The following is an 18,829-nucleotide window of genomic DNA, read 5'->3' as shown; positions in this document are numbered from 1 at the left end:
CGAATGGGCGTCCTCGACGGCAAGATCGCGATCGTCACCGGAACCAGCAGGGGCGTGGGGGTCGGCATCGCCCACGAGCTACTGCGGGCCGGTGCCACCGTCATCGGCTGCTCACGTTCGCCGCTGAACAGCATCCCCGGCATCGACAGCGAATGGGTGGCCCGCGCTTCTCAGCAGGTTTGCGACCAGGGCGACCATCGCTCGATCGACGCGTTCGTCGCTGACGTCGTGGCCACCCACGGCCGCGTCGACATATTGGTGAACAACGCCGGCGGGACGGTTCCGGCGCCGCATGCGGAGAGCATTCCCGAACTCGTGCAACGTATTCAGGGTGCACCGCGCAGCGACGACGACTTCGAACGCACCGCGCTGTTTCACGCCTTCGCAGTGCAGATGAATCTGATCAGCCCGCTGTGGTTCGCCATCCGGGTATACCGGGAGATGGTCACCCAGGACGGCCTCGGCTGCATCATCAACATCTCCAGCGGTGCCGGGCATCCGGCGGGCTCACCGACCCTGGTGTCCTATGGAGCGGCCAAGAGCGGGCTCAACCAGTTGACCCGGTCGCTCGCCCAGGAGTGGGGACCGAAGGTTCGGGTCAACTGCGTCGCACTGGGCCCGACGATGACCGAGAACTTCCGGTCGTTCGTGCTGCCGAAGGACGACCCGACCGGTGAAAAGTACTTCGCCGCAGTCCCATTGCAACGCGCGGGCGAGCCCGAGGAGGTCGGCCGGGTGTGTGTCTTTCTGGCCGGAGGTGCCGCGGACTTCGTCAACGGCACGACGATCGAGTGCGACGGCGGCATGTTGCCCGGCGTGCTCTACGACGCCGGCTTGAAGACCATCACCGACCTGCTGTAGCCGCGATGAAGCTGCGTTGCGGCTGACCGGAGTATTCGGACAGCGGCCGGATCAGCGCATTGGAGCCCGCCTGCTCGATGATGTGGGCGGTCCAGCCGGTAATCCGGCTCATCACGAAAAGTGGTGTGAAGCTAGGGATGTCGAACCCCATCAGGTGGTAGGCCGGCCCGGTCGGAAAGTCCAGATTCGGTTTGATACCGGTGGCGGCGAACATCTCTTTTTCCAGAATGTTGTAGATGTCCAACCAGCGCCGGCCGTCGCGAGCCTCCGCGACCCGGATCAACGCCTCTTTCATGGTCGGCACCCGAGAGTCACCGTTTTTGTAGACGCGGTGCCCGAAACCCATCACCTTGTCTTTGCGAGAAAGCTTGCCGTGCAGCCACTCCGCTGCCTTGGACGGGTCACCGATCTCGATCATGTCGTGCATCACCGCCTCGTTGGCCCCGCCGTGCAGCGGTCCCTTCAACGCGCCGATTGCCGCCGTCACCGCACTGTAGATATCGGACTGCGTCGAGGTCACCACCCGCGCCGCGAAAGTGGAGGCGTTGAAGCTGTGCTCGGCATACAGAATCATCGACTGCTCGAACGCGCTGACGATCACCGGGTCTGGGACCTCGCCGAAGCACATGTTCAGGAAGTTCTCCGCGTAGCTGAGGTGACTGTGCGGTGCGATCGGCGCCAGGCCACGACGGCGCCGCATGTCGATCGCCACGATGGTGGGCAGAACCGCGAACATGCGAAGAGACTTGGCGTAATTGGCCGATTCGGCGCTGTCGTCCTCTTCCGGGTCCTCGGCGCCCAGGTAGCTGATCGCGGTGCGCACCACATCCATCGGGTGGCAGGTGTCGGGCAGCTTCGCCAACAGTGACTGCAACGACCGGTCGATGCGACGGCTGGCCCGCTCACGTTGGTTGAACAACGCCAACTCGCCGTCGCTCGGCAGCTCGCCGTGCCACAGCAGGTAGGCGACCTGCTCAAAACCGCAGTGGGCGGCCAGATCCTGAACCGGGTAACCGCGATAGGTCAGCGAGTTGGTCTCGGGCACCACCTTGGAGATCGCGGTGGTGTCGACGACCACACCGGCCAACCCCTTGTAGATCTTCTTCTCGGCCACGGGTGCGGTCATTGGTTGGGTCCCTTCACATCAAAGTTGAAGATCTCGTCGTCGAATTGGTTGTAGTCGGCGTAGCGGAGCAACTCGTAAAGCCGCGTGCGGTGCTGCATGCGATCCAGCAGATCGGATTGCGTACCTTTGGCGTCGATTTCGCACAAGCCGTCCTCGACGGCGAGCATGGCCAGCCGCAACGTCGTGACCGGGTAGATCACCACGTTGTAGCCGATGTCGGTGAGCTGCGAGGTGGTCAGCAACTCCGACTTGCCGAACTCGGTCATGTTGGCCAGCAGCGGAACATCCACGGCGGCACGGAATTTCTCGAAGTCGGCCGGGCCGGTAAGTGCTTCGGTGAAGATCAGGTCGGCGCCCGCGTCGGCGTAGGCGCGCGCCTGCTCGATGGCCGCGTCGATGCCCTCGATCCCCGCGGCGTCGGTGCGGGCGCAGATCACGAAGTTCGGGTCACGGCGCGCAGCGACCGCGGCCCGAAGTCGCTTGACCATGTCGGCGGTCGGGACAACGGCCTTGCCGTCCAGGTGTCCGCATCGCTTCGGGTTGACCTGGTCCTCGAGGTGGCAGCCGGCCAAACCGGCGTCCTCCAGCAGCGTGATGGTGCGCGCGGCGCTCATCGGCTCGCCGAATCCGGTGTCGGCGTCGATCAGCGTGGGCAGGTCGGTGATCGAAGCGATTTGCGCGCCCCGTCCGGTGACCTCGGTCAACGTGGTCAGCCCGATGTCGGGCATCCCCAAGTCGGCGGACAACACCGCGCCCGAGACGTAAACCCCCTCGAATCCGATCTCGGCGACAAGCCTGGCCACCAATGGCGAGAAAGCGCCCGGGAAGCGTTGCAGCCGACCTGAATTCAGCCCGGCCCGAAAGGCAGCTCGCTTGTCGGCGGCGCTGGACGCGGACGCCAGCAACCCGGTCACCGGAAGATCCCTGACGGGATCGTCGGCGCCTTGTCCAGCACCTCAGGTAGCACTCGTACGTTCAGCGCACCGAGCTGATCGCCCTTCAACTCGCGAACATGCTGCACAGCGTCCAGGAATCGTTGCTGCTCAGCGGGATCCACCACGCCGTCGGCGAGATGAGCGAACTTGCCGATGTACTGTTCGCGCTCGAATGGCCTCGCACCCAGCGGATGCGCGTCGGCAACGGCCAGCTCATCGGTGATCACCTCGCCGCTCTTCAGCGTCACTTCCGCGCGCGCCCCGAAGGCCTTCTCGGCCGGGTCGTTCGAGTGGTAACGGCGGGTCCACTCCGGATCCTCGACAGTGGAGATCTTGCGCCACAGCTCGATGGTGTCCGGCCGGTGCGCACGCTCCGGGGCATAGGAGAGTTCGTGGTCCCAGGTGCCGTCCTGCAGCGCGACGGCGAAGATGTACGGCAACGAGTGATCCAGCGTCTCCCGCGAGGCGTCGGGGTCGAACTTCTGCGGATCGCCGGAACCGGTGCCGATCACGTGATGGGTGTGGTGGCTGGTGTGCAACACGATCGTCGCGATCTGGTCGAGATCGCCGACGCTCATCCGCAGCCGGCGGGCCAGGTCGATGGGCGCCTGGCTCTGGTATTCGGCGGAGTGCTCTTTGGTGTAGCTGTCCAGAATGGCCCGCTTGCCCTCCCCCGGCGCCGGCAGCGGCACCTGGTAGGTGTGCTCGGGGCCGGAGAGCAGCCAGGCGATCACGCCGTCCTCGCCTTCCCAGATGGGAGCCGGTGATCCCTCGCCGCGCATGGCGCGGTCGACGGCCTCGATGGCGACCTTGCCGGCCAGCGCGGGCGCGTAGGCCTTCCAGCTGGAGATCGATCCCTTGCGGGATTGCCGAGTGGCAGTGGTTAGGTGCAGCGCCTGGCCGATCGCTTGATAGATGGTGTCGACGTCGAGCCGCAGCATGGTGCCCAGTCCAGCCGCTGCCGACGGGCCGAGGTGCGCGACGTGGTCGATTTTGTGTTCGTGCAGGCAGATCCCCTTGACCAGGTCGATCTGGATCTCATACGCCGTCGCCAAACCGCGAATCAGGTCGTTGCCGCGCACACCGAGCTGCTGGGCAACCGCGACTAGCGGCGGGATGTTGTCGCCGGGGTGCGAGTACTCGGCGGCCAGAAAGGTGTCGTGGTAGTCCAGCTCACGGACCGCGACGCCGTTGGCCCAGGCCGCCCACTCGGCCGAGTAGCTGCCGTCGACACCGAACACCGTCGCGCCCGGACGGGCCCGGTGCGCCAGTGCCTGGTGCCGGGCGGTGGTGACCGGTCTCCGCAGCACCGAGGCAGCGCTGACCGCCGCGTTGTCGATGATCCGGTTGATCACCATGGCCTCGGTCTCCTGAGCTACCGGAACCGGGTCGGCGGCAACCTGCGCGATCTTGTAAGCCAGGTGCTCGGTGATCGGGAAATCGTCGGCGCTGCGGTGGGTCCGCACCTCATGGTTCAACATAGTTCGCACACTATGCAAAGTCGGCCGCGAGGGAAAGTACCTGTACATGTGTATTTTTGCGTCCTGATTCGCGACAAATTGCGAACGTTGCGTAAGCCATCGCGGAGTAAAGTGTCAACGCGTGGCGAAGATCTTTTCGGGTGCCCGGCTGCGGCGGCTGCGAAACGAGCGCGGCCTCAGTCAGGCGGCGCTGGCCCGGACGCTGAATCTGTCCACCAGCTACGTGAACCAGCTGGAGAACGACCAGCGGCCCATCACGGTGCCGGTGCTGGTGGCCCTCGCGGAGCGATTCGATCTGCCATCGAATTACTTCTCCACCGATTCCGACGCCCGGCTGGTGGCCGACCTGTCCGACGTGTTCACCGCCACCGCTCCCGACGACTCGGTCAGCTCGATGCACATCGAGGAACTGGTGGCACGGATGCCCGACGTGGGTCGCAACCTTGTCACCGTGTACCGGCGACTGCGGGACGCCACCGAGGAGTTGGAGGCCTATCGCTCGCACGCGACCACCGAGACGTCGCAGCCCGCGGAGCGGCCGATGCCGTTCGAGGAAGTGCGGGACTTCTTCTATGACCGCAACAATTACATCGGCGAACTCGACATCGCGGCCGAGCGGATGTTCGACCACAGCGGGATGACCGTGGGCGGCCTGGACGTGCAGCTGTCGGCCCTGATGCACGAACGGTTCGGTGTACGCGTGGTGGTCGACGCCGATCTTCCCGCGCACACCAAGCGCTCGTACGACCCGGAGACCAAGGTGCTGCGGATCGCGCAATGGTTGTTGCCGGGTCAGCGTGCATTTCAGATCGCCACCCAACTGGCCCTGGTCAGCCAGCCGGAGCTGCTGTCGGCGATCGTGGCCACCGACGACCAGCTCACCCCGGAATCCCGCGGCGTCGCACGCATCGGTCTGGCCAACTACTTCGCCGGCGCATTTCTGCTGCCCTATCGTGAATTCCACAGCGCAGCAGCAGAATTACGCTACGACATCGACCTACTGGGCCGCCGCTTCGAGGTCGGCTTCGAGACGGTGTGTCATCGGCTCTCGACGCTGCAGCGGCCGCAGCTACGCGGCGTGCCGTTCATCTTCGTCAGAACTGACAAGGCCGGCAACATCTCGAAACGTCAGTCCGCCACCGCATTTCACTTCAGCCGGGTCGGCGGCAGCTGTCCACTGTGGGTTGTGCACGACGCATTCGCCCAGCCGGGGCGGATCGTCACGCAGGTCGCCCAGATGCCGGACGGCCGTTCGTATTTTTGGCTGGCCAAGACCACCGCGCCCGAAGGTCAGGGCTATCTCGGTCAGCACAAGAGCTTCGCCATCGGCTTGGGCTGCGACCTGATGCACGCCGACAAGCTGGTGTACTCGACCGGGATCGCGCTCGACGATCCGAGCACCGCCGTCCCGATCGGCGCGGGCTGCAAGATCTGCAACCGGTCGGCCTGTGCGCAGCGCGCGTTTCCCTACCTCGGCGGACGCGTCGCGGTCGACGAGAACACCGGTAGCGGACTGCCGTACTCGCCGGCCATCGGGTCTGCTTGACCGACGACGTCTCGCGCGAATTCACCTAAGAATTGCCGGATTTCGGATTTCCGCGTCACGATCGGCGTAGCTTGCTGCTGAGATCAGCCATGACAGATGTCGACTATTGCGTTGTCGGTGCCGGATTCGCCGGTTTGACGGCCGCCCTACGCCTGAAGCAGGCCGGTCGCTCGGTGGCGCTGCTGGAGGCCCGCGATCGGGTCGGCGGGCGAACTTACACCGAGGTCCGCGCCGACGGGTCGTGGATCGATCGCGGCGGTGCATGGATCGGACCGGGCCAGGATCGTGTCTACGCGTTGATGAGCGAATTCGGTGTGCCGGCCTACAAGCAGTACACCGCCGGCGACTCGATGATGATCGTCGGCGACAAGCAGCACCGCTATGCCGGCACCATCCCGTGGACGGTGAGCCCCTGGGCAACGATGAACCTCGGCGCCGGGTTGATCAAAGTACGGCAGATGTGCCGATCGATCCCGCTGGAAGCCCCGTGGCAGGCCCGCAGGGCCGCTGAATGGGACCAGATCAGTCTGGCGGCATGGCTCGACAAAAACATCATGTCGCAGCAGGCCCGCGACATGCTGGACATGGCGCTGGCCGGCCCCTACACCTCGGCTGCAGCAGAGGTGTCGTTGCTGTGGGTGCTTTACCAGATGGCTTCGGGCGGCGGGCCGGACTTCGTCGTGTCGAGCGAGGGCGGCTCCCAGGATTCCCGTCCGGTCGGCGGGATGGGAGCCATCTACCGACCGGTGGCCGGTGAGCTCGGCGATGCCCTGCAGCTCTCGCAGGCTGTGCGTCATATCGCCCACGACGCCGACGGCGTCACGGTTCGTACCGACGACCTGTCAGTGCGGGCACGACGGGTGATCGTGGCCGTTCCACTGGCCATCGCCGGCCAGATCGACTACCAGCCGACGCTGCCGCTCGATCGGTCGTTCCTGCACCAGCGGATGCCCAGCGGCGCGATCTTCAAGATATCGGTCGTCTACGACGAGCCGTTCTGGCGCGCGGCCGGACTGTGCGGCCAGACGGCCTCGCCGGGGTCGCTGGCCACACTGACCATCGACGCGTGCACCGACACCGGCACGCCCGGTGTCATGTGTGTGATCACCGAAGGCCCGGCCGCGCGACGGCTAGCGCGACTGGCGCCGGCCGATCGGCAAGCGGCGGTCGTGGCCGAGCTGGTCGACCGGTTCGGCGACAAGGCCGGTTCGCCGATCGGTTTCCATGAGCAGGACTGGAGTCTCGAGCGTTATTCCGGTGGTGGGATGATCAGCCACACACCCACGGGTGTACTGACCGAGTTCGGCTACACCCTGCGCGAGCCGTGCGGCCGTATCCATTGGGCCGGGACGGAGAGCTCGGCCGTCATGTGCGGATGGGTCGACGGCGCCATCCGCTCGGGGGAGCGTGCTGCCGAAGAAGTGCTGGCACGCGAATCGGCAGCGGCTACTGAGCCTGCTTGACCGGCGGCCGGTAGAACAGCGCCAGTTGCCCGAGCGCCCCTCCGATGCCCAGCAGCAGCGAACCGAACAGTCCGTGCCAGCCGGGGTGGAAGAGGTAAGGGCCGAAGATCTGATAATCCAGGCTGTACCGCCCCGGGCCCAGGGTCGCCACGACCACCGCCGCGGTCGCCAGAACCAGGTTGTACTCCCAGCCCTCCTTGACGATGAAGAAGCCGTTGTGGCGGTGCACCGTCCATGCCGCGACCAGCATCAGCGCGACGAAACCGGCGGCGGGGATGGGAGTCAGCAGCCCGGCAGCCAGGCCCAGGCCCGCGCTGATCTCCGTCGTCGCGGCAACGACGGCCTGAAACGTGCCGTACTTCATGCCGATGCTTTCGAACCAGCCCGCGGTACCCGGTATCCGGCCGCCACCGAAGAATTTGTTGAAGCCGTGCGCTGCCAGCGTCAAACCCAGCACTAGCCGCAGGATCAACAACCCGACGTCATAGGCATCATTCATAGACGCCAACCTAGATCATCGGGTAGGCACGGCATACGTAGAGGTATCCTGCCAGCCGCACATACCGCAAAGGAGCGACCATCAAGATCGCGATCATTGGCGCGGGCAACGTCGGGCGCTCATTGGGCACGGCGTGGCATCACCGCGGCCACGATGTCACGTTCGGCGTCCAGCGCGGTCGAGCCTGAACATCCGGATGTCCACACGACCCGTGATACTGCTGGATGGCGACGCGTCGTCTCCGCCGGAGGTTCTGGGCCATAAGGGCCATGGCATCGACATGATGCGGCGCAACGGCCTGCCCGTGCCGCCCGCGTTCTGCATCACCACCGAGGTCGGCGCGCGTTATCGCGCCGAACCGGCCGCGACGATCAACGCAATCTGGGATGACGTGCTGGCCGGGATGCGCACACTGGAAGCCGCCACCTCGCGCACCTTCGGACGAGGGCCGCACCCGTTGCTGGTCAGCGTGCGCTCGGGCGCGGCGGTGTCGATGCCCGGGATGATGGACACCCTGCTGGACCTCGGGTTCAGCGACGACGTCGAAAAAGCCTTAGCCGCTGAGGGTTCGGCCGAGTTCGCCCGCGATTCGCGGCGGCGATTCACCGAGCCGTACCAGCGCATCGTCACCGGACCGGCACCCGACGACCCTTATCAACAGTTGCGCGCCGCGATCGAGTCGGTGTTCGCCTCGTGGGATTCGCCGCGCGCCGTCGCCTACCGTGCCCACCACGGGCTGGACGATAGCGACGGCACCGCGGTAGTCGTGCAGGCCATGGTGTTCGGCAACATCAACGCCAATTCCGGTGCGGGCGTGGTGTTCTCTCGTAATCCGATGACCGGTGCCAACGAAGAGTTCGGCGAGTGGCTGCCGGCGGGCCAGGGCGACGACGTGGTGTCGGGCACCGTGGACGTCGAACCGATCGCCGCACTGCGCAGCCAGCTGCCGGAAGTTTACGACGAATTGATCGGCGCCGCACGCTCGTTGGAACGACTGGCTACCGACGTGCAAGAGATCGAGTTCACCGTTCAGGACGGGGCGTTGTGGCTGCTGCAGACGCGCGCGGCCAAGCGGTCGGCGCAGGCCGCGGTGCGCCTGGCGCTGCAGTTGTTGGACGACGGCCTTATCGACGAGGCCGAGACGCTCCGACGGATACTACCGGCGCATGTGGAGGTGTTACTGCAGCCGTCACTGCAGCCGGAAACCAGAATGGCTGCAAAGCTTTTGGCTACCGGTCTACCGGCCGGGCCGGGCGTCGCGTCAGGACGGGCCTACACTGAGGTGGATGCGGCCATCGAGGCCGCCGATCGCGGCGAGGACGTGATCCTGGTACGCAACCACACCAGTCCTGACGACATCCACGGCATGCTGGTCGCCCGCGGCATCGTCACCGAAACCGGCGGTGCCACCAGCCACGCGGCCGTGGTCAGCCGTGAATTGGGCCGCGCGGCTGTCGTCGGCTGCGGCAGCGGCGTTGCGGGCTCACTGGCCGGCAAGGTGGTCACTGTTGACGGTAATCAGGGCGAAGTGCGCGAGGGCAGCTTGCAGCTGTGCGCGTGGTCGGAGGACAACACGCCCGAGCTACGCGAATTGGCTGATATAGCACGGCGAGTCAGCCCGTTGCGGGCGCATGCCCGTGGCGACTTTCCACGACTGGATCGCCATACCGAGGCCGAGGTGCGCAGCGCCATGGCCAGCGGGCACAGCGACGTGGTGTCGGCTAGCCCGCTGCTGGCCATGCTGGCAGCGATACGAGTCTCGTCTTGACCGAACTGGCCGTGTTGCAGGCGGTCCGGTTGAAAGGCCGGGTCAGCCGTGACGATCTGGTCGCGACGCTGGGGGAAGATCTCGTTGACGTGATTGACCGGCTAGTCGGGTCGGGTCTGCTGCTCGACGGTTCGACGCTGCGGCTCAGCCCCGAAGGTCGGCAGCGCCTCGAGGGATTGCTGGCCGACGAACGGTCGCATGTCGACGCGGCTGCAGTTGCGGCGGCTTACGACGAATTTTGTTCCGTCAACCGCGATTTCAAAGAACTGGTCACCGACTGGCAGCTCAAGGACGGCCGGCCCAACACGCACGAGGACGCAGGCTACGACGCGGCGGTGCTGGCCCGTCTCGACGATGTGCATCGGCGGGTGACGCCGACTATCGCCGCCGTAGCCACCCAACTACCGCGACTGAGCCGCTACTCGGTGAAATTGCAGGCAGCACTGGACAATATCCAAGACGGCGAGACGATGTGGCTGGCTCGACCGCTGATCGACTCGTATCACACCGTGTGGTTCGAGCTGCATGAGGAGCTGATCCTGGCCGCCGGTCGGACCCGCGAAGCCGATGATGCTTAAGCGTTTTCGTTACAGCTCGGCGTCTAATCGGGCGACATAGTCGTCGATGTCGCCGACCGCGGACTCGGCCGCGTGCACGCTGACCGTCACCACGTCGCCGGCGCCCCACACACCGTGGGTCAGACCCATCGCCGGTGACAGCCCCGGATAGACGGCAGTCAGCAGCACCGGCGCGTCGCCAAGGCGCAGGTCGGTGGGTACGCGATAAATGCTTGACACCACGGCGTTACCGGACACCTGCGATGGCCGTACCTCGGGATCAAAGAGGCTGACACCCCAGCGCAGCAGCGGAGCCGGCACGGCCGCAAACGCCCGGTCTGCCGCCCGCACCGCGGGGTGCTCTGAGCGGCGGCGGGCATTGGTCAGGTCCGCGGCGATCCTTTGCAGCCGAGCCGGCTGATTGAGCTCTGGATACAACCCGACCGTGACGTTGGCGAAGTGGTTATGAGCGTGAGGTACACCAGGTTTCGCCATCGTCACCTCAGCCACCAGCGCCGGGGCCGCGTCCCGCAGGTGGCCGGAGAGCGCACCGGACACCGCGGCGAGTGCCGCGACCGTGGCGGTGGGCCCTTTCAACTGCGCACGATGGCGCAGCAGCGTGCGTACTGAACGCGCGCCGGTCGGGCGGTCATTGGTCGAGAGCGCCGGCTGCGCTCCGATCGCCGGCGGCAGCAGCCCGGCGCGGGTCTCGCGCACCTGGTTGCGATGGGCTTGCGCCGCAACGAGGCCGCGCCACGGCAGGAAGCCCGACGACGGTGTGATTTCAGGTACCGGGGTCGCTCGGCCGAACAGCCAGGCGGCCATCGCCAAGGCGCGAGGTCCGTCGCACAGCGCGTGCGCGAACTGCATGACCGCGACCGTGGCCGGGCCAGTGCTACCCGGAATGCCGTGCACCGGCGCAAAGAGATGCATGCGCCACGACACCCGGCGGATGTCCAGCTGGTCGTCGACCAGCCTGGCCACCGCGTCCAGGCAGCCACCCCAGCTGTCATCGTCCAGGCCGTGGCGTAGCACCTGGTCGGGCGCGATGACCGTGGACACCCAGCGCGGGTAGGTCAGCGGTGATCCGTCCTCGACACGCAACGTCAATGCGGGACAGGCCTGCGCCCGGCTGCGTATCTCGTCGATGGCGCGGTCGAAATCCGTTGGCTCACCGTCGAATGCGTAAAGCATGAACTCGTCGCTGGGGACCTTGGCCGACATCCAGTAGAACTGCGCGTCGACCGCAGTCATCCGGGTCGGCATATGAGCGTCCACTCTGGGTCAACTACTCGACATCGAACGCCGATTCGGCGAGATCGGGCAACCTAATTCTCCGTCGGTGAAGTAGCGGCCTCCTCCGTCGGTGGGCCAGCGACTCGAAGTTTTGCGGCCCGCGCTCTCTCTTCCTCCTTGACCCGCGCTTTCTCGTCTTTACCATCCACAGTGGCTCCGGCGAGCGTGACAACAATGATCGTCGGGAAGCCTAGCGAGACGATGATGACCAACCATGAAACCCAATGAGACGGTTCTATTCTGGCGGCGATGCCGGTTAATACTGTTCCTGCGATTCCGAAGCCCCCTATTACGTACACGGCCCACTCAATATATTTGTCCCTGATCTGCCGTCTGCCCCCAGGGCCGCGAGATGATGTATAGGTAACACAAGAACATGCCAAAACTAATGCGGCCGCCAGAATAATCAAAGTCCAGGTCAAATGATGATTTGGCCGGTCAAGTAATTCATCATAGAAGTTGAGTGAGGTGAAGAGCAGAAAAATAGCGCCGACTAGGACTCCCCCGGCTGAGACCGAGGCGAGTCTCTGCAAATGAGTACGGTTGGATTTGGGATCATAGCTCACCAACAAATAACCCAAACCCACAGTCATGGTTGCTGCGCCGACATCGAGCATAGCCATCGCAATCATTCCCGCCATCCACGCCCCTTTACACGCAGAAGCGGTGGCCGGGCCGGGATCGGATGGCGCAGAAAAACCGGAAATACGACTGAATAAATAGCTAGCGAACGCCAAAATAATAAAGCTCGCTGTAAATAGCGATACTATCTCTCCACGCTTTTCATCTCTGCCGAGTAAGTAAATGAGTCCAAAAAATAGGAAGCCAGCCAATATGCCTGCGAGATTTGAACTCGCCTGGGCCGACGCCACTATGCTCCACCCGTTCGTTCCGCAGTCGGCCATGCCGCATCTTCGCACACGTCCGCCGCCCGACATGCGCCGTCGGCGTCCGATCGCGCCACCCTCGACGTCGTCTTAGCGAACCGGCCGGCCCTGGCACGCGCGGGCCGAGCCGATGAAATCCAGCACCAGGTCGGCAACCCTGTCGGGCTGGTCGAGCTGCAGGAAATGTCCGGCACTGTCGACGACGCTCACGTCGCTGCCATCGGGAAGGGCGTCGGGTATCCAACGCGTCAAAGCCGCTGTCATGCAACCGTCGTCGCGACCGTGAAGGTACAAGCTCGGCAACTTCGGCCGCGACAACCAGTGCCGGTGCAGTTCGCGGTAGAGCGTCGGCGGGCGGGTGTTGCGGATCGTGGCCCGGTAGGGCCCGAGCGCGGCGCGCCAGCTCTCCGGCGTGCCGATCGCGGCGTCGACGTGACGCAGGTCTGCCTTGGCGTCGTAACCCGGCGACCATCGCTTCCACAACCGCGGCAACACCCAGGACGCTGAACGCTCTGGCAGCCAAGGCAATTGGAAGTAGATGATGTACCAGCTGCGTAGCAACTGAGCCGGGATCTGCGCCAACAGGCGGCCGGTATCGGCAACCCGTCCCCGAAACGCCGCAGCCGGTGGCAACGACATGATCACCGCTCTGGCGAATGGGGTGTCCGGGATCGCGGCCAGACCGTTGGCGGCCATCGCGCCCCAGTCGTGGCCTATCACCACGTCGCGGTCAGTGCCGCCGGCCGCCGCACGCACCTGCAGGGCATCGTGCATGAAAGCGCCGATGTGATAGCTGCCGTCCGACGGGATCGACGACGGCGCATAGCCGCGCATGAATGGCGCCACCACCCGCCAGCCGGACTCGCCCAGTCGCGGCGCGAACTTGCGCCATCCGTACGGGGTGTCGGGAAATCCGTGCAGGCACAGCGCGATTGGCCCATCGGACGGCCCCCACGTCAACGCCTTCAACTCCACGTTCGGAGCTTGAACATCGATCCAGCGGGGTTTGGACATCCGCGCACGGTCGGGCATGTTTTCCAACGTACGTCGTCATGCCAAAAGCTCAGAGCGAAGCCACCGCTTTCTCAAGATCTGTGATCACGATTTTGCTCATCGCGAGCATCGCCTGGGTTGCCGCGGTGGCGCACGCCGGGTCGGGGTGGCCGAGCAGCTCGTACAGCCGCCCTGGAATCACCTGCCAGCTCAGACCAAAGCGGTCCTTGCACCAGCCGCACTGCGATTCCTCGCCGCCATCGGTCAGCCGGCTCCAGTAGTAGTCGACCTCGTCCTGGTCCTTGCAGTCGATCGTGAAGGACACCGCCTCGCTGAACGAGAAATGCGGACCGCCGTTGATCCCGATGAATCGGTTCCCGTCCAGCACGAAGGTGCCGGACAGAACCGACCCGGGTTCGCCGGGGCCGGCATCGGTAGTTCGGTTCAGGTCCTCGATGTGCGAGTTCGGGAATATCGAGGTGTAGAACGCCGCCGCCTCCTCCAGGTTGTGGTCGAACCACAGTGAGGGGGTGATCGAGGGCATGGTCGCCTCCTTGGTCGTTGCAGGTGTCTGAAGAGGTAGACCCCGGCGAACACGAAAACTCATCTGAGTAACGTCAAAGTGCGATCGACCGAGAGGACCACCCGTGACTGCCGTGCGTAACACTCCCAAGACTGTCGAGTTTTCCGGCACTCAGGGGCTCACTCTGGTCGCCGACGAGTGGAATCGTGGCGCCGACGTGGCCGCTGAGCGGCCTAGCATCCTCATGCTGCACGGCGGTGGCCAAAACCGGCACTCCTGGAAGAACACCGGCCAAGTCTTGGCTGACCGCGGCTTCCACGTGGTCGCGCTGGACAGTCGCGGTCACGGCGACAGCGATCGGTCGCCGAACGCCGACTATGACATCGAGACGCTGACTGCCGACGTCATGCAGGTCCTCGACGCTATCGGCCGACCGGTGATACTGATCGGGGCCAGCATGGGCGGCCTGACCGGCATCCTCGTCGCCGACCGGGCCGGGCCGCAGCGAGTCACCCGGTTGATCCTGGTCGACGTCGTCCCGCGGTTCGAGAAGAACGGGAGCGCCCGCATCCGTGACTTCATGTTCAGCGGCCTGCACGGGTTCGCCACTCTCGACGAGGCCGCAGACGCCGTCGCCGCCTATCTGCCACACCGGACCAGGCCGCGAAGTCCGGAGGGGCTGAAGAAGAACCTGCGGCTGCGCGACGGCCGCTGGTACTGGCACTGGGATCCGGCCTTCATGACCAAGCCAGGCGATGACCCCGAACTGCGCACCGAGAATTTCGAGCATGCCGCGGCCGACCTGAAGATCCCGGTGCTGCTGATCCGCGGCAAGCTGTCCGACGTGGTCAGCCCCGAAGGCGTCCGGCACTTCTTGGACACCGTGCCCAACGCAGAGTTCGTCGAGTTGTCGAACGCCGGGCACACCGCGGCAGGCGACGACAACGATGCCTTCAGCGACGTTGTTGTCGCCTTCGCGACCCGACCCTAGCTAGCCGCCGACGCCGGGCTTCTCCGCGTGCCCGCCGAACTGCTTACGCATCGCCGACAGCGCCTTGTTGGCGAAGTCGTCGAGGCTGCGCGAGGCGAAGCGAGACTGCAGCGCGGTCGTCAGCGTCGGCGCGGGCACGCCCTCATCGATTGCCGCGATGGCGGTCCAGCGGCCCTCGCCGGAATCCGAGACGCGACCGGAGAACTCGTGCAGGTCGGGCGATTCATGCAGCGCGATCGCGGTCAGGTCCAGCAGCCAAGAGCCGACGACACTACCGCGGCGCCACAATTCGGCGACGTCTTCGATATTGAATTCGTACTGGTAGCACTCCGGGTTCGACAGCGGCGCGGTCTCGGCGTCGCCGGCTTCGATGCGCTTGCCGATGTCGGCGTTGCGCAGGATGTTCAGCCCCTCGGCGAGCGAGGCCATCATCCCGTACTCGATGCCGTTGTGGACCATCTTGACGAAGTGGCCGGCGCCGGACGGGCCGCAGTGCAGGTAGCCCTTCTCGGGTTGGGCGACCTCACCCTCGCGCCCCGGTGTACGCGGTGCGGCGTCGACGCCCGGTGCGATGACCGAGAACAGCGGCTCGGCGTGTTCGAAGGCGTAGTCGTCGCCGCCGATCATCAGACAGTAACCACGTTCGCGGCCCCACACCCCGCCGCTGGTGCCACAGTCGATGAGGTGAATCCCCTTCTCGGACAGCAGCTTTGCGTGCTTGAGGTCGTCGCGGTAGTAGGAGTTGCCCCCGTCGATGATGATGTCGCCGGATTCGAGTGTGGTGGCCAAATCCTCGATCACCCCGGTGGTGATCGTGCCGGCGGGCACCATCACCCACACGACGCGCGGCGCGGACATCTTCTCGGCCAGCTCTTTCAGCGAGAAGGCTCCGGTGGTGTTTTTCTCATCGGCCATCGCCTTGACCGCGTCTTCGCTGTGGTCGTAGACCACAACTTCGTGTCCGTGGTCGGCCACGCGGCGGGCGATGTTGGCACCCATTCGGCCCAAGCCGATCATCCCTAGCTGCATGTTGCTCTGTCTCCTTATTAGTGGTTATTGGCTAGCCACGGCTGTTGCCAGCCGCGATGTCCTCGTAGCAACTCCCGTGCCGCCTCCGGCCCCCAGGAGCCGGGTTCGTAGTGGTGGATCTCGCCGGGGTGGTCCAGCAGCGGCTGCACGATCCGCCAGGTTTCCTCGATGCCGTCTTCGCGAGCGAACAGCTGGTGATCGCCGGTCAGCGCGCCGTGCAGCAGCCGCTCGTAGGGCAGCAGCGGCTCGCCGAGGTCCTGCATGAACGACGAGTCGAGATGCAGGTCGCGCCAGCGGTCGCCGTTGATCGCGGTCAGCTGCATGCGCAGCCCGGGATCGGGGTCGATGCGCAGCACGATCTGGTTGGCCTCGGCCCGTCGACGGTCAGCGAGAAACGCCAGCGACGGGACGTGATGGGTGAACAGCCGCACCTCGGTGACGCGCTCGGCAAGCGCCTTGCCGGCTCGCAGGAAGATCGGCACCCCGGCCCAGCGCCAGTTGTCGATCTCGACCCGCATCGCGACGAAGGTCTCGGTCTCGGAATCCTTGGCCACCCCGCCGGTGTCGGTATAGCCGTTGTACTGGCCCCGCACGCTGCGCGCGGGATCTAACGCCGGTATCGAGCGCAGCACGTCGGCCTTCTTGTCGTTGAGGTCGTCGGCGCTCGGCCCGACCGGTGGCTCCATCGCCACCCCGGCCAGCACCTGCAGCAGATGGTTCTGCACGACGTCTCGCAAGGTACCAACCGCGTCGTAAAACCTGCCCCGGTCCTCCACGCCGAAGTTCTCGGCCATCGTGATCTGGATTTCGGAGATGTATTTCCGGCTCCATAGCTCGGCGACGGTCAGGTTGGCAAAGCGCAGATACTCCAGTTCGACAACCGGTTCCTTGCCCAGGAAGTGGTCCACCCGAAAGATCTGGTCTTCGTCGAGCACAGCCCGCAGTTGTTCATTGAGTTCGAGCGCGGACTTCAGGTCGTGACCGAATGGCTTTTCCACCGCGACGCGCGAGCCCGTCAGCAACTCGGCCTCGGCGAGATTCTCGACGATCGGTGCGAACAGCGAAGGTGGCATCTCGAGATAGAACAGGCAATGCTGCTGGGTGCCGATCTGCTTTTTCAGCTCGTCGTAGAGCGCGGAATCGGTGACATCGCCGTGCACGTAGGACAGCCGCTTGGCGAATCGGTCGAAGACCTTGCTGTCGATTTTCTCGCCGGTGCCCTCGATGGCTGTGCGGGCCCGTTTGACCAATTCGTCAAGGCTGATGTCTTCGCTGGCGACCCCCAGGATCGGGCAGTCCAGCAATCCCCGGCGCTCCAGTCGGTACAGGGCCTGAAACGTCATCTTGCGGGCCAAATCGCCGGTGATCCCGAAAATCACCAGCTGGTCCGAAGCGCTAGCGCCGGATTCGGCCAATCAGGACCTCCACGACAATTTGACTCGGCTCCGGCTCAACACTTGCACACATCGCCAAATCGATCCCGGCGCGGCCAGGTTCAACCCTAAACACTGCGGTTCGGCCCGACAACCGGAGATCACATGGCGTAACCGTTTACTTAGCCGATCAAACACGGCGACACCAGAGTTTGTGAAATATACACTCGCGGTTGCCCTTTCGCTTTACTGTCAGCTATACGCGAGGGTGACAATCCGCGGCCAATCGCTGCGCACGTCGCGACCGATCGGGGAAGATGCGTGACATGCCTGCCCACACCATGATCGCGGTCTATGTTCTGGCCGCAGTGGCGGTCGCCGAAGCGGTGGCCATCGGCGTCCTCTGGCGGCTCTGGTCCAACAGCAAGGCGATGGTAGAGGAGCTGCAACGGCAGCCCGACCTCTTGAGTTTTGGGTCAAAAGCGGTCAAGACGGTATGGGAGACCGCGAGCCTGATGCGCAAGGAAGGTTTCGGCGCCGCTGTGCGCAGCTCGATCGAGGACCTCGCCGATTGGGCGGAGGTGGAACGCCCTGATCTGGCCCGGGTGACACCGGACGGCAGAGTGGCGATTCTGTTCTCCGATATCGAGGAGTCGACCGCGCTCAACGAGCGAGTCGGCGATCGCGCCTGGGTGAGGCTCATCGGTGAGCACGACAAGCTGGTTCGCAAGCTGGTCAAGCAGCGCTCGGGTCATGTGGTGAAAAGTCAAGGTGACGGGTTCATGATTGCCTTTGCCCACGCCGAGCAGGCGGTGCGCTGCGGCATCGACATGCAGGCCGCACTGCACAAAGATGCGCAACACAAGCGGCGCAACGGGATTCGAGTACGGATCGGCGTCCACATGGGCCGCTCGGTGCGCCGCGGCGACGACCTGTTCGGCCGCAACGTCGCGATGGCGGCACGCGTCGCCGCCGAAGCCTGTGGCGGGGAGGTTCTGGTGAGCAACGCCGTGCACGAGGCGCTCAGCGGTTGCGAGGACCTCACCTTTGATGGCGGCCGTGATGCCGAGTTGAAGGGCTTCGCCGGCACGCATCGGCTCTACGCCGTCGCGGCCGCCTGAGCGCCGCCGGGCCCTAGCCCTCGCCGGCCTCAGCCAGCCGCTGTTGCAGCCGGTCGCGAATTTCGTTGGGGGTGTATGCCCTACGTCGGCGCTGATCACGAGCGACCAGCACTCCCCCGGCTGCCACCCCGACCACCCCGGCCAACCCCAGCAACTTCCAGATGGTGCGCATCGGCTCAGGTTATTCGCGACTGCATCCCGGCGGGGACAGTATGTGCATATGGTGCGGTGGTGGACACGCACACAGTGGGCTTGGCCCAGGCCCTGGAAGAGACCAGGACCGGCGACATCTGGCTATTTCGCGGGCACTCCGGACCCGACCGCGCGATCCAGACGCTGTCGAACAGCCCGGTCAACCACGTCGGTATGACGGTGGCGAT

General features: G+C 65.0%; 19 protein-coding genes and 1 pseudogene. 9 read left to right on the top strand and 11 right to left on the bottom strand.

Features of this window, described 5'->3' with window-relative positions; translation table 11 throughout:
- Positions 1-3 precede the first annotated feature (3 nt).
- Positions 4-861, top strand: coding sequence for an SDR family NAD(P)-dependent oxidoreductase (locus tag VN856_RS28280; protein ID WP_325695482.1), 858 nt, complete (start codon positions 4-6; stop codon positions 859-861).
- Here the strand turns inward: VN856_RS28280 and VN856_RS28275 are convergent.
- The 3 genes from VN856_RS28275 to prpD are packed head-to-tail and all read right to left on the bottom strand — an operon-like array spanning position 845 to position 4,403.
- Entirely contained in the window at positions 845-1,987 is a 1,143-nt protein-coding gene (locus VN856_RS28275; RefSeq protein WP_325695445.1) for a bifunctional 2-methylcitrate synthase/citrate synthase, read from the bottom strand. The genes VN856_RS28280 and VN856_RS28275 overlap by 17 nt on opposite strands.
- Positions 1,984-2,901: a methylisocitrate lyase gene (prpB, locus tag VN856_RS28270; protein WP_325695442.1), complete on the bottom strand. Its 918-nt coding sequence runs from the start codon at positions 2,899-2,901 to the stop codon at positions 1,984-1,986. Before prpB ends, VN856_RS28275 begins: the two co-directional genes overlap by 4 nt.
- On the bottom strand, positions 2,898-4,403 hold the full coding sequence (gene prpD, locus VN856_RS28265) for a 2-methylcitrate dehydratase PrpD (protein WP_325695439.1): 1,506 nt from the start codon (positions 4,401-4,403) through the stop codon (positions 2,898-2,900). The genes prpB and prpD overlap by 4 nt, the downstream gene beginning before the upstream one ends.
- A gap of 121 nt (positions 4,404-4,524) precedes the next feature.
- Here prpD and VN856_RS28260 point away from each other — a divergent pair, with 121 nt between their 5' ends.
- Both VN856_RS28260 and VN856_RS28255 read left to right on the top strand, forming a co-directional pair.
- Positions 4,525-5,949: a short-chain fatty acyl-CoA regulator family protein gene (locus VN856_RS28260; RefSeq protein ID WP_325695437.1), complete on the top strand. Its 1,425-nt coding sequence runs from the start codon at positions 4,525-4,527 to the stop codon at positions 5,947-5,949.
- An 89-nt stretch (positions 5,950-6,038) separates the two neighbouring features.
- Positions 6,039-7,412 carry a flavin monoamine oxidase family protein gene (locus VN856_RS28255; protein WP_325695435.1) on the top strand — a complete coding sequence of 458 codons (1,374 nt, stop codon included), beginning with the start codon at positions 6,039-6,041 and terminating at the stop codon, positions 7,410-7,412.
- Here VN856_RS28255 and VN856_RS28250 read toward each other — a convergent pair.
- Complete coding sequence (locus tag VN856_RS28250) at positions 7,396-7,911, bottom strand: DoxX family protein (protein ID WP_325695433.1); 516 nt, start codon at positions 7,909-7,911, stop codon at positions 7,396-7,398. The genes VN856_RS28255 and VN856_RS28250 overlap by 17 nt on opposite strands.
- 80 nt (positions 7,912-7,991) lie before the next feature.
- On the opposite strand from VN856_RS28250, the gene VN856_RS28970 reads away from it, so the two are divergent.
- Genes VN856_RS28970 through VN856_RS28235 form a run of 3 tightly spaced genes read left to right on the top strand, consistent with a single transcriptional unit; the run spans position 7,992 to position 10,257 of the window.
- Positions 7,992-8,099, top strand: a complete 108-nt coding sequence (locus VN856_RS28970) for an NAD(P)-binding domain-containing protein (RefSeq protein WP_414687075.1) — start codon at positions 7,992-7,994, stop codon at positions 8,097-8,099.
- Positions 8,100-8,107: 8 nt separating this feature from the next.
- Entirely contained in the window at positions 8,108-9,679 is a 1,572-nt protein-coding gene (locus VN856_RS28240; protein WP_325695431.1) for a pyruvate, phosphate dikinase, read from the top strand.
- Positions 9,676-10,257: a MarR family transcriptional regulator gene (locus tag VN856_RS28235; protein ID WP_325695429.1), complete on the top strand. Its 582-nt coding sequence runs from the start codon at positions 9,676-9,678 to the stop codon at positions 10,255-10,257. Before VN856_RS28240 ends, VN856_RS28235 begins: the two co-directional genes overlap by 4 nt.
- Before the next feature lie 9 nt (positions 10,258-10,266).
- Here VN856_RS28235 and VN856_RS28230 read toward each other — a convergent pair whose 3' ends face one another.
- The 4 genes from VN856_RS28230 to VN856_RS28215 all read right to left on the bottom strand — a co-directional run bounded on the left by VN856_RS28230 (position 10,267) and on the right by VN856_RS28215 (position 13,956).
- Positions 10,267-11,490 carry a DUF1298 domain-containing protein gene (locus VN856_RS28230; RefSeq protein WP_325695427.1) on the bottom strand — a complete coding sequence of 408 codons (1,224 nt, stop codon included), beginning with the start codon at positions 11,488-11,490 and terminating at the stop codon, positions 10,267-10,269.
- Between the two features lie 74 nt (positions 11,491-11,564).
- The gene (locus VN856_RS28225) at positions 11,565-12,404 is read right to left on the bottom strand and encodes a hypothetical protein (RefSeq protein ID WP_325695425.1); all 840 of its coding nucleotides are present in this window, start codon (positions 12,402-12,404) and stop codon (positions 11,565-11,567) included.
- Between the two features lie 105 nt (positions 12,405-12,509).
- Complete coding sequence (locus VN856_RS28220) at positions 12,510-13,433, bottom strand: alpha/beta fold hydrolase (RefSeq protein ID WP_325695476.1); 924 nt, start codon at positions 13,431-13,433, stop codon at positions 12,510-12,512.
- A gap of 49 nt (positions 13,434-13,482) precedes the next feature.
- On the bottom strand, positions 13,483-13,956 hold the full coding sequence (locus tag VN856_RS28215; RefSeq protein WP_325695424.1) for a VOC family protein: 474 nt from the start codon (positions 13,954-13,956) through the stop codon (positions 13,483-13,485).
- A 103-nt stretch (positions 13,957-14,059) separates the two neighbouring features.
- Between VN856_RS28215 and VN856_RS28210 the strand changes: the two genes are divergently transcribed.
- Positions 14,060-14,926 carry an alpha/beta hydrolase gene (locus tag VN856_RS28210; protein WP_325695422.1) on the top strand — a complete coding sequence of 289 codons (867 nt, stop codon included), beginning with the start codon at positions 14,060-14,062 and terminating at the stop codon, positions 14,924-14,926.
- Here the strand turns inward: VN856_RS28210 and gnd are convergent, their stop codons facing one another.
- On the bottom strand, positions 14,927-15,973 hold the full coding sequence (gene gnd / locus VN856_RS28205) for a phosphogluconate dehydrogenase (NAD(+)-dependent, decarboxylating) (protein ID WP_325695473.1): 1,047 nt from the start codon (positions 15,971-15,973) through the stop codon (positions 14,927-14,929).
- The gene (locus VN856_RS28200) at positions 15,973-17,370 is read right to left on the bottom strand and encodes a glucose-6-phosphate dehydrogenase (RefSeq protein ID WP_325695420.1); all 1,398 of its coding nucleotides are present in this window, start codon (positions 17,368-17,370) and stop codon (positions 15,973-15,975) included. Before VN856_RS28200 ends, gnd begins: the two co-directional genes overlap by 1 nt.
- Positions 17,371-17,654: 284 nt before the next feature.
- On the opposite strand from VN856_RS28200, the gene VN856_RS28195 reads away from it, so the two are divergent.
- On the top strand, positions 17,655-18,449 hold the full coding sequence (locus VN856_RS28195; protein ID WP_325695418.1) for an adenylate/guanylate cyclase domain-containing protein: 795 nt from the start codon (positions 17,655-17,657) through the stop codon (positions 18,447-18,449).
- Between the two features lie 13 nt (positions 18,450-18,462).
- Here the strand turns inward: VN856_RS28195 and VN856_RS28190 are convergent, their stop codons facing one another.
- Positions 18,463-18,621, bottom strand: coding sequence for a hypothetical protein (locus VN856_RS28190; RefSeq protein ID WP_325695417.1), 159 nt, complete (start codon positions 18,619-18,621; stop codon positions 18,463-18,465).
- Positions 18,622-18,680: 59 nt separating this feature from the next.
- Here VN856_RS28190 and VN856_RS28185 point away from each other — a divergent pair.
- Positions 18,681-18,829, top strand: a pseudogene (locus VN856_RS28185) (guanylate cyclase); the annotation flags it as partial.

The sequence above is a fragment of the Mycobacterium sp. genome (assembly GCF_035603715.1).
Taxonomy (GTDB): Bacteria; Actinomycetota; Actinomycetes; order Mycobacteriales; family Mycobacteriaceae; genus Mycobacterium.
Note: the sequence above shows the minus strand (reverse complement) of the source record. Positions and strands in the feature narration are given on the sequence as shown.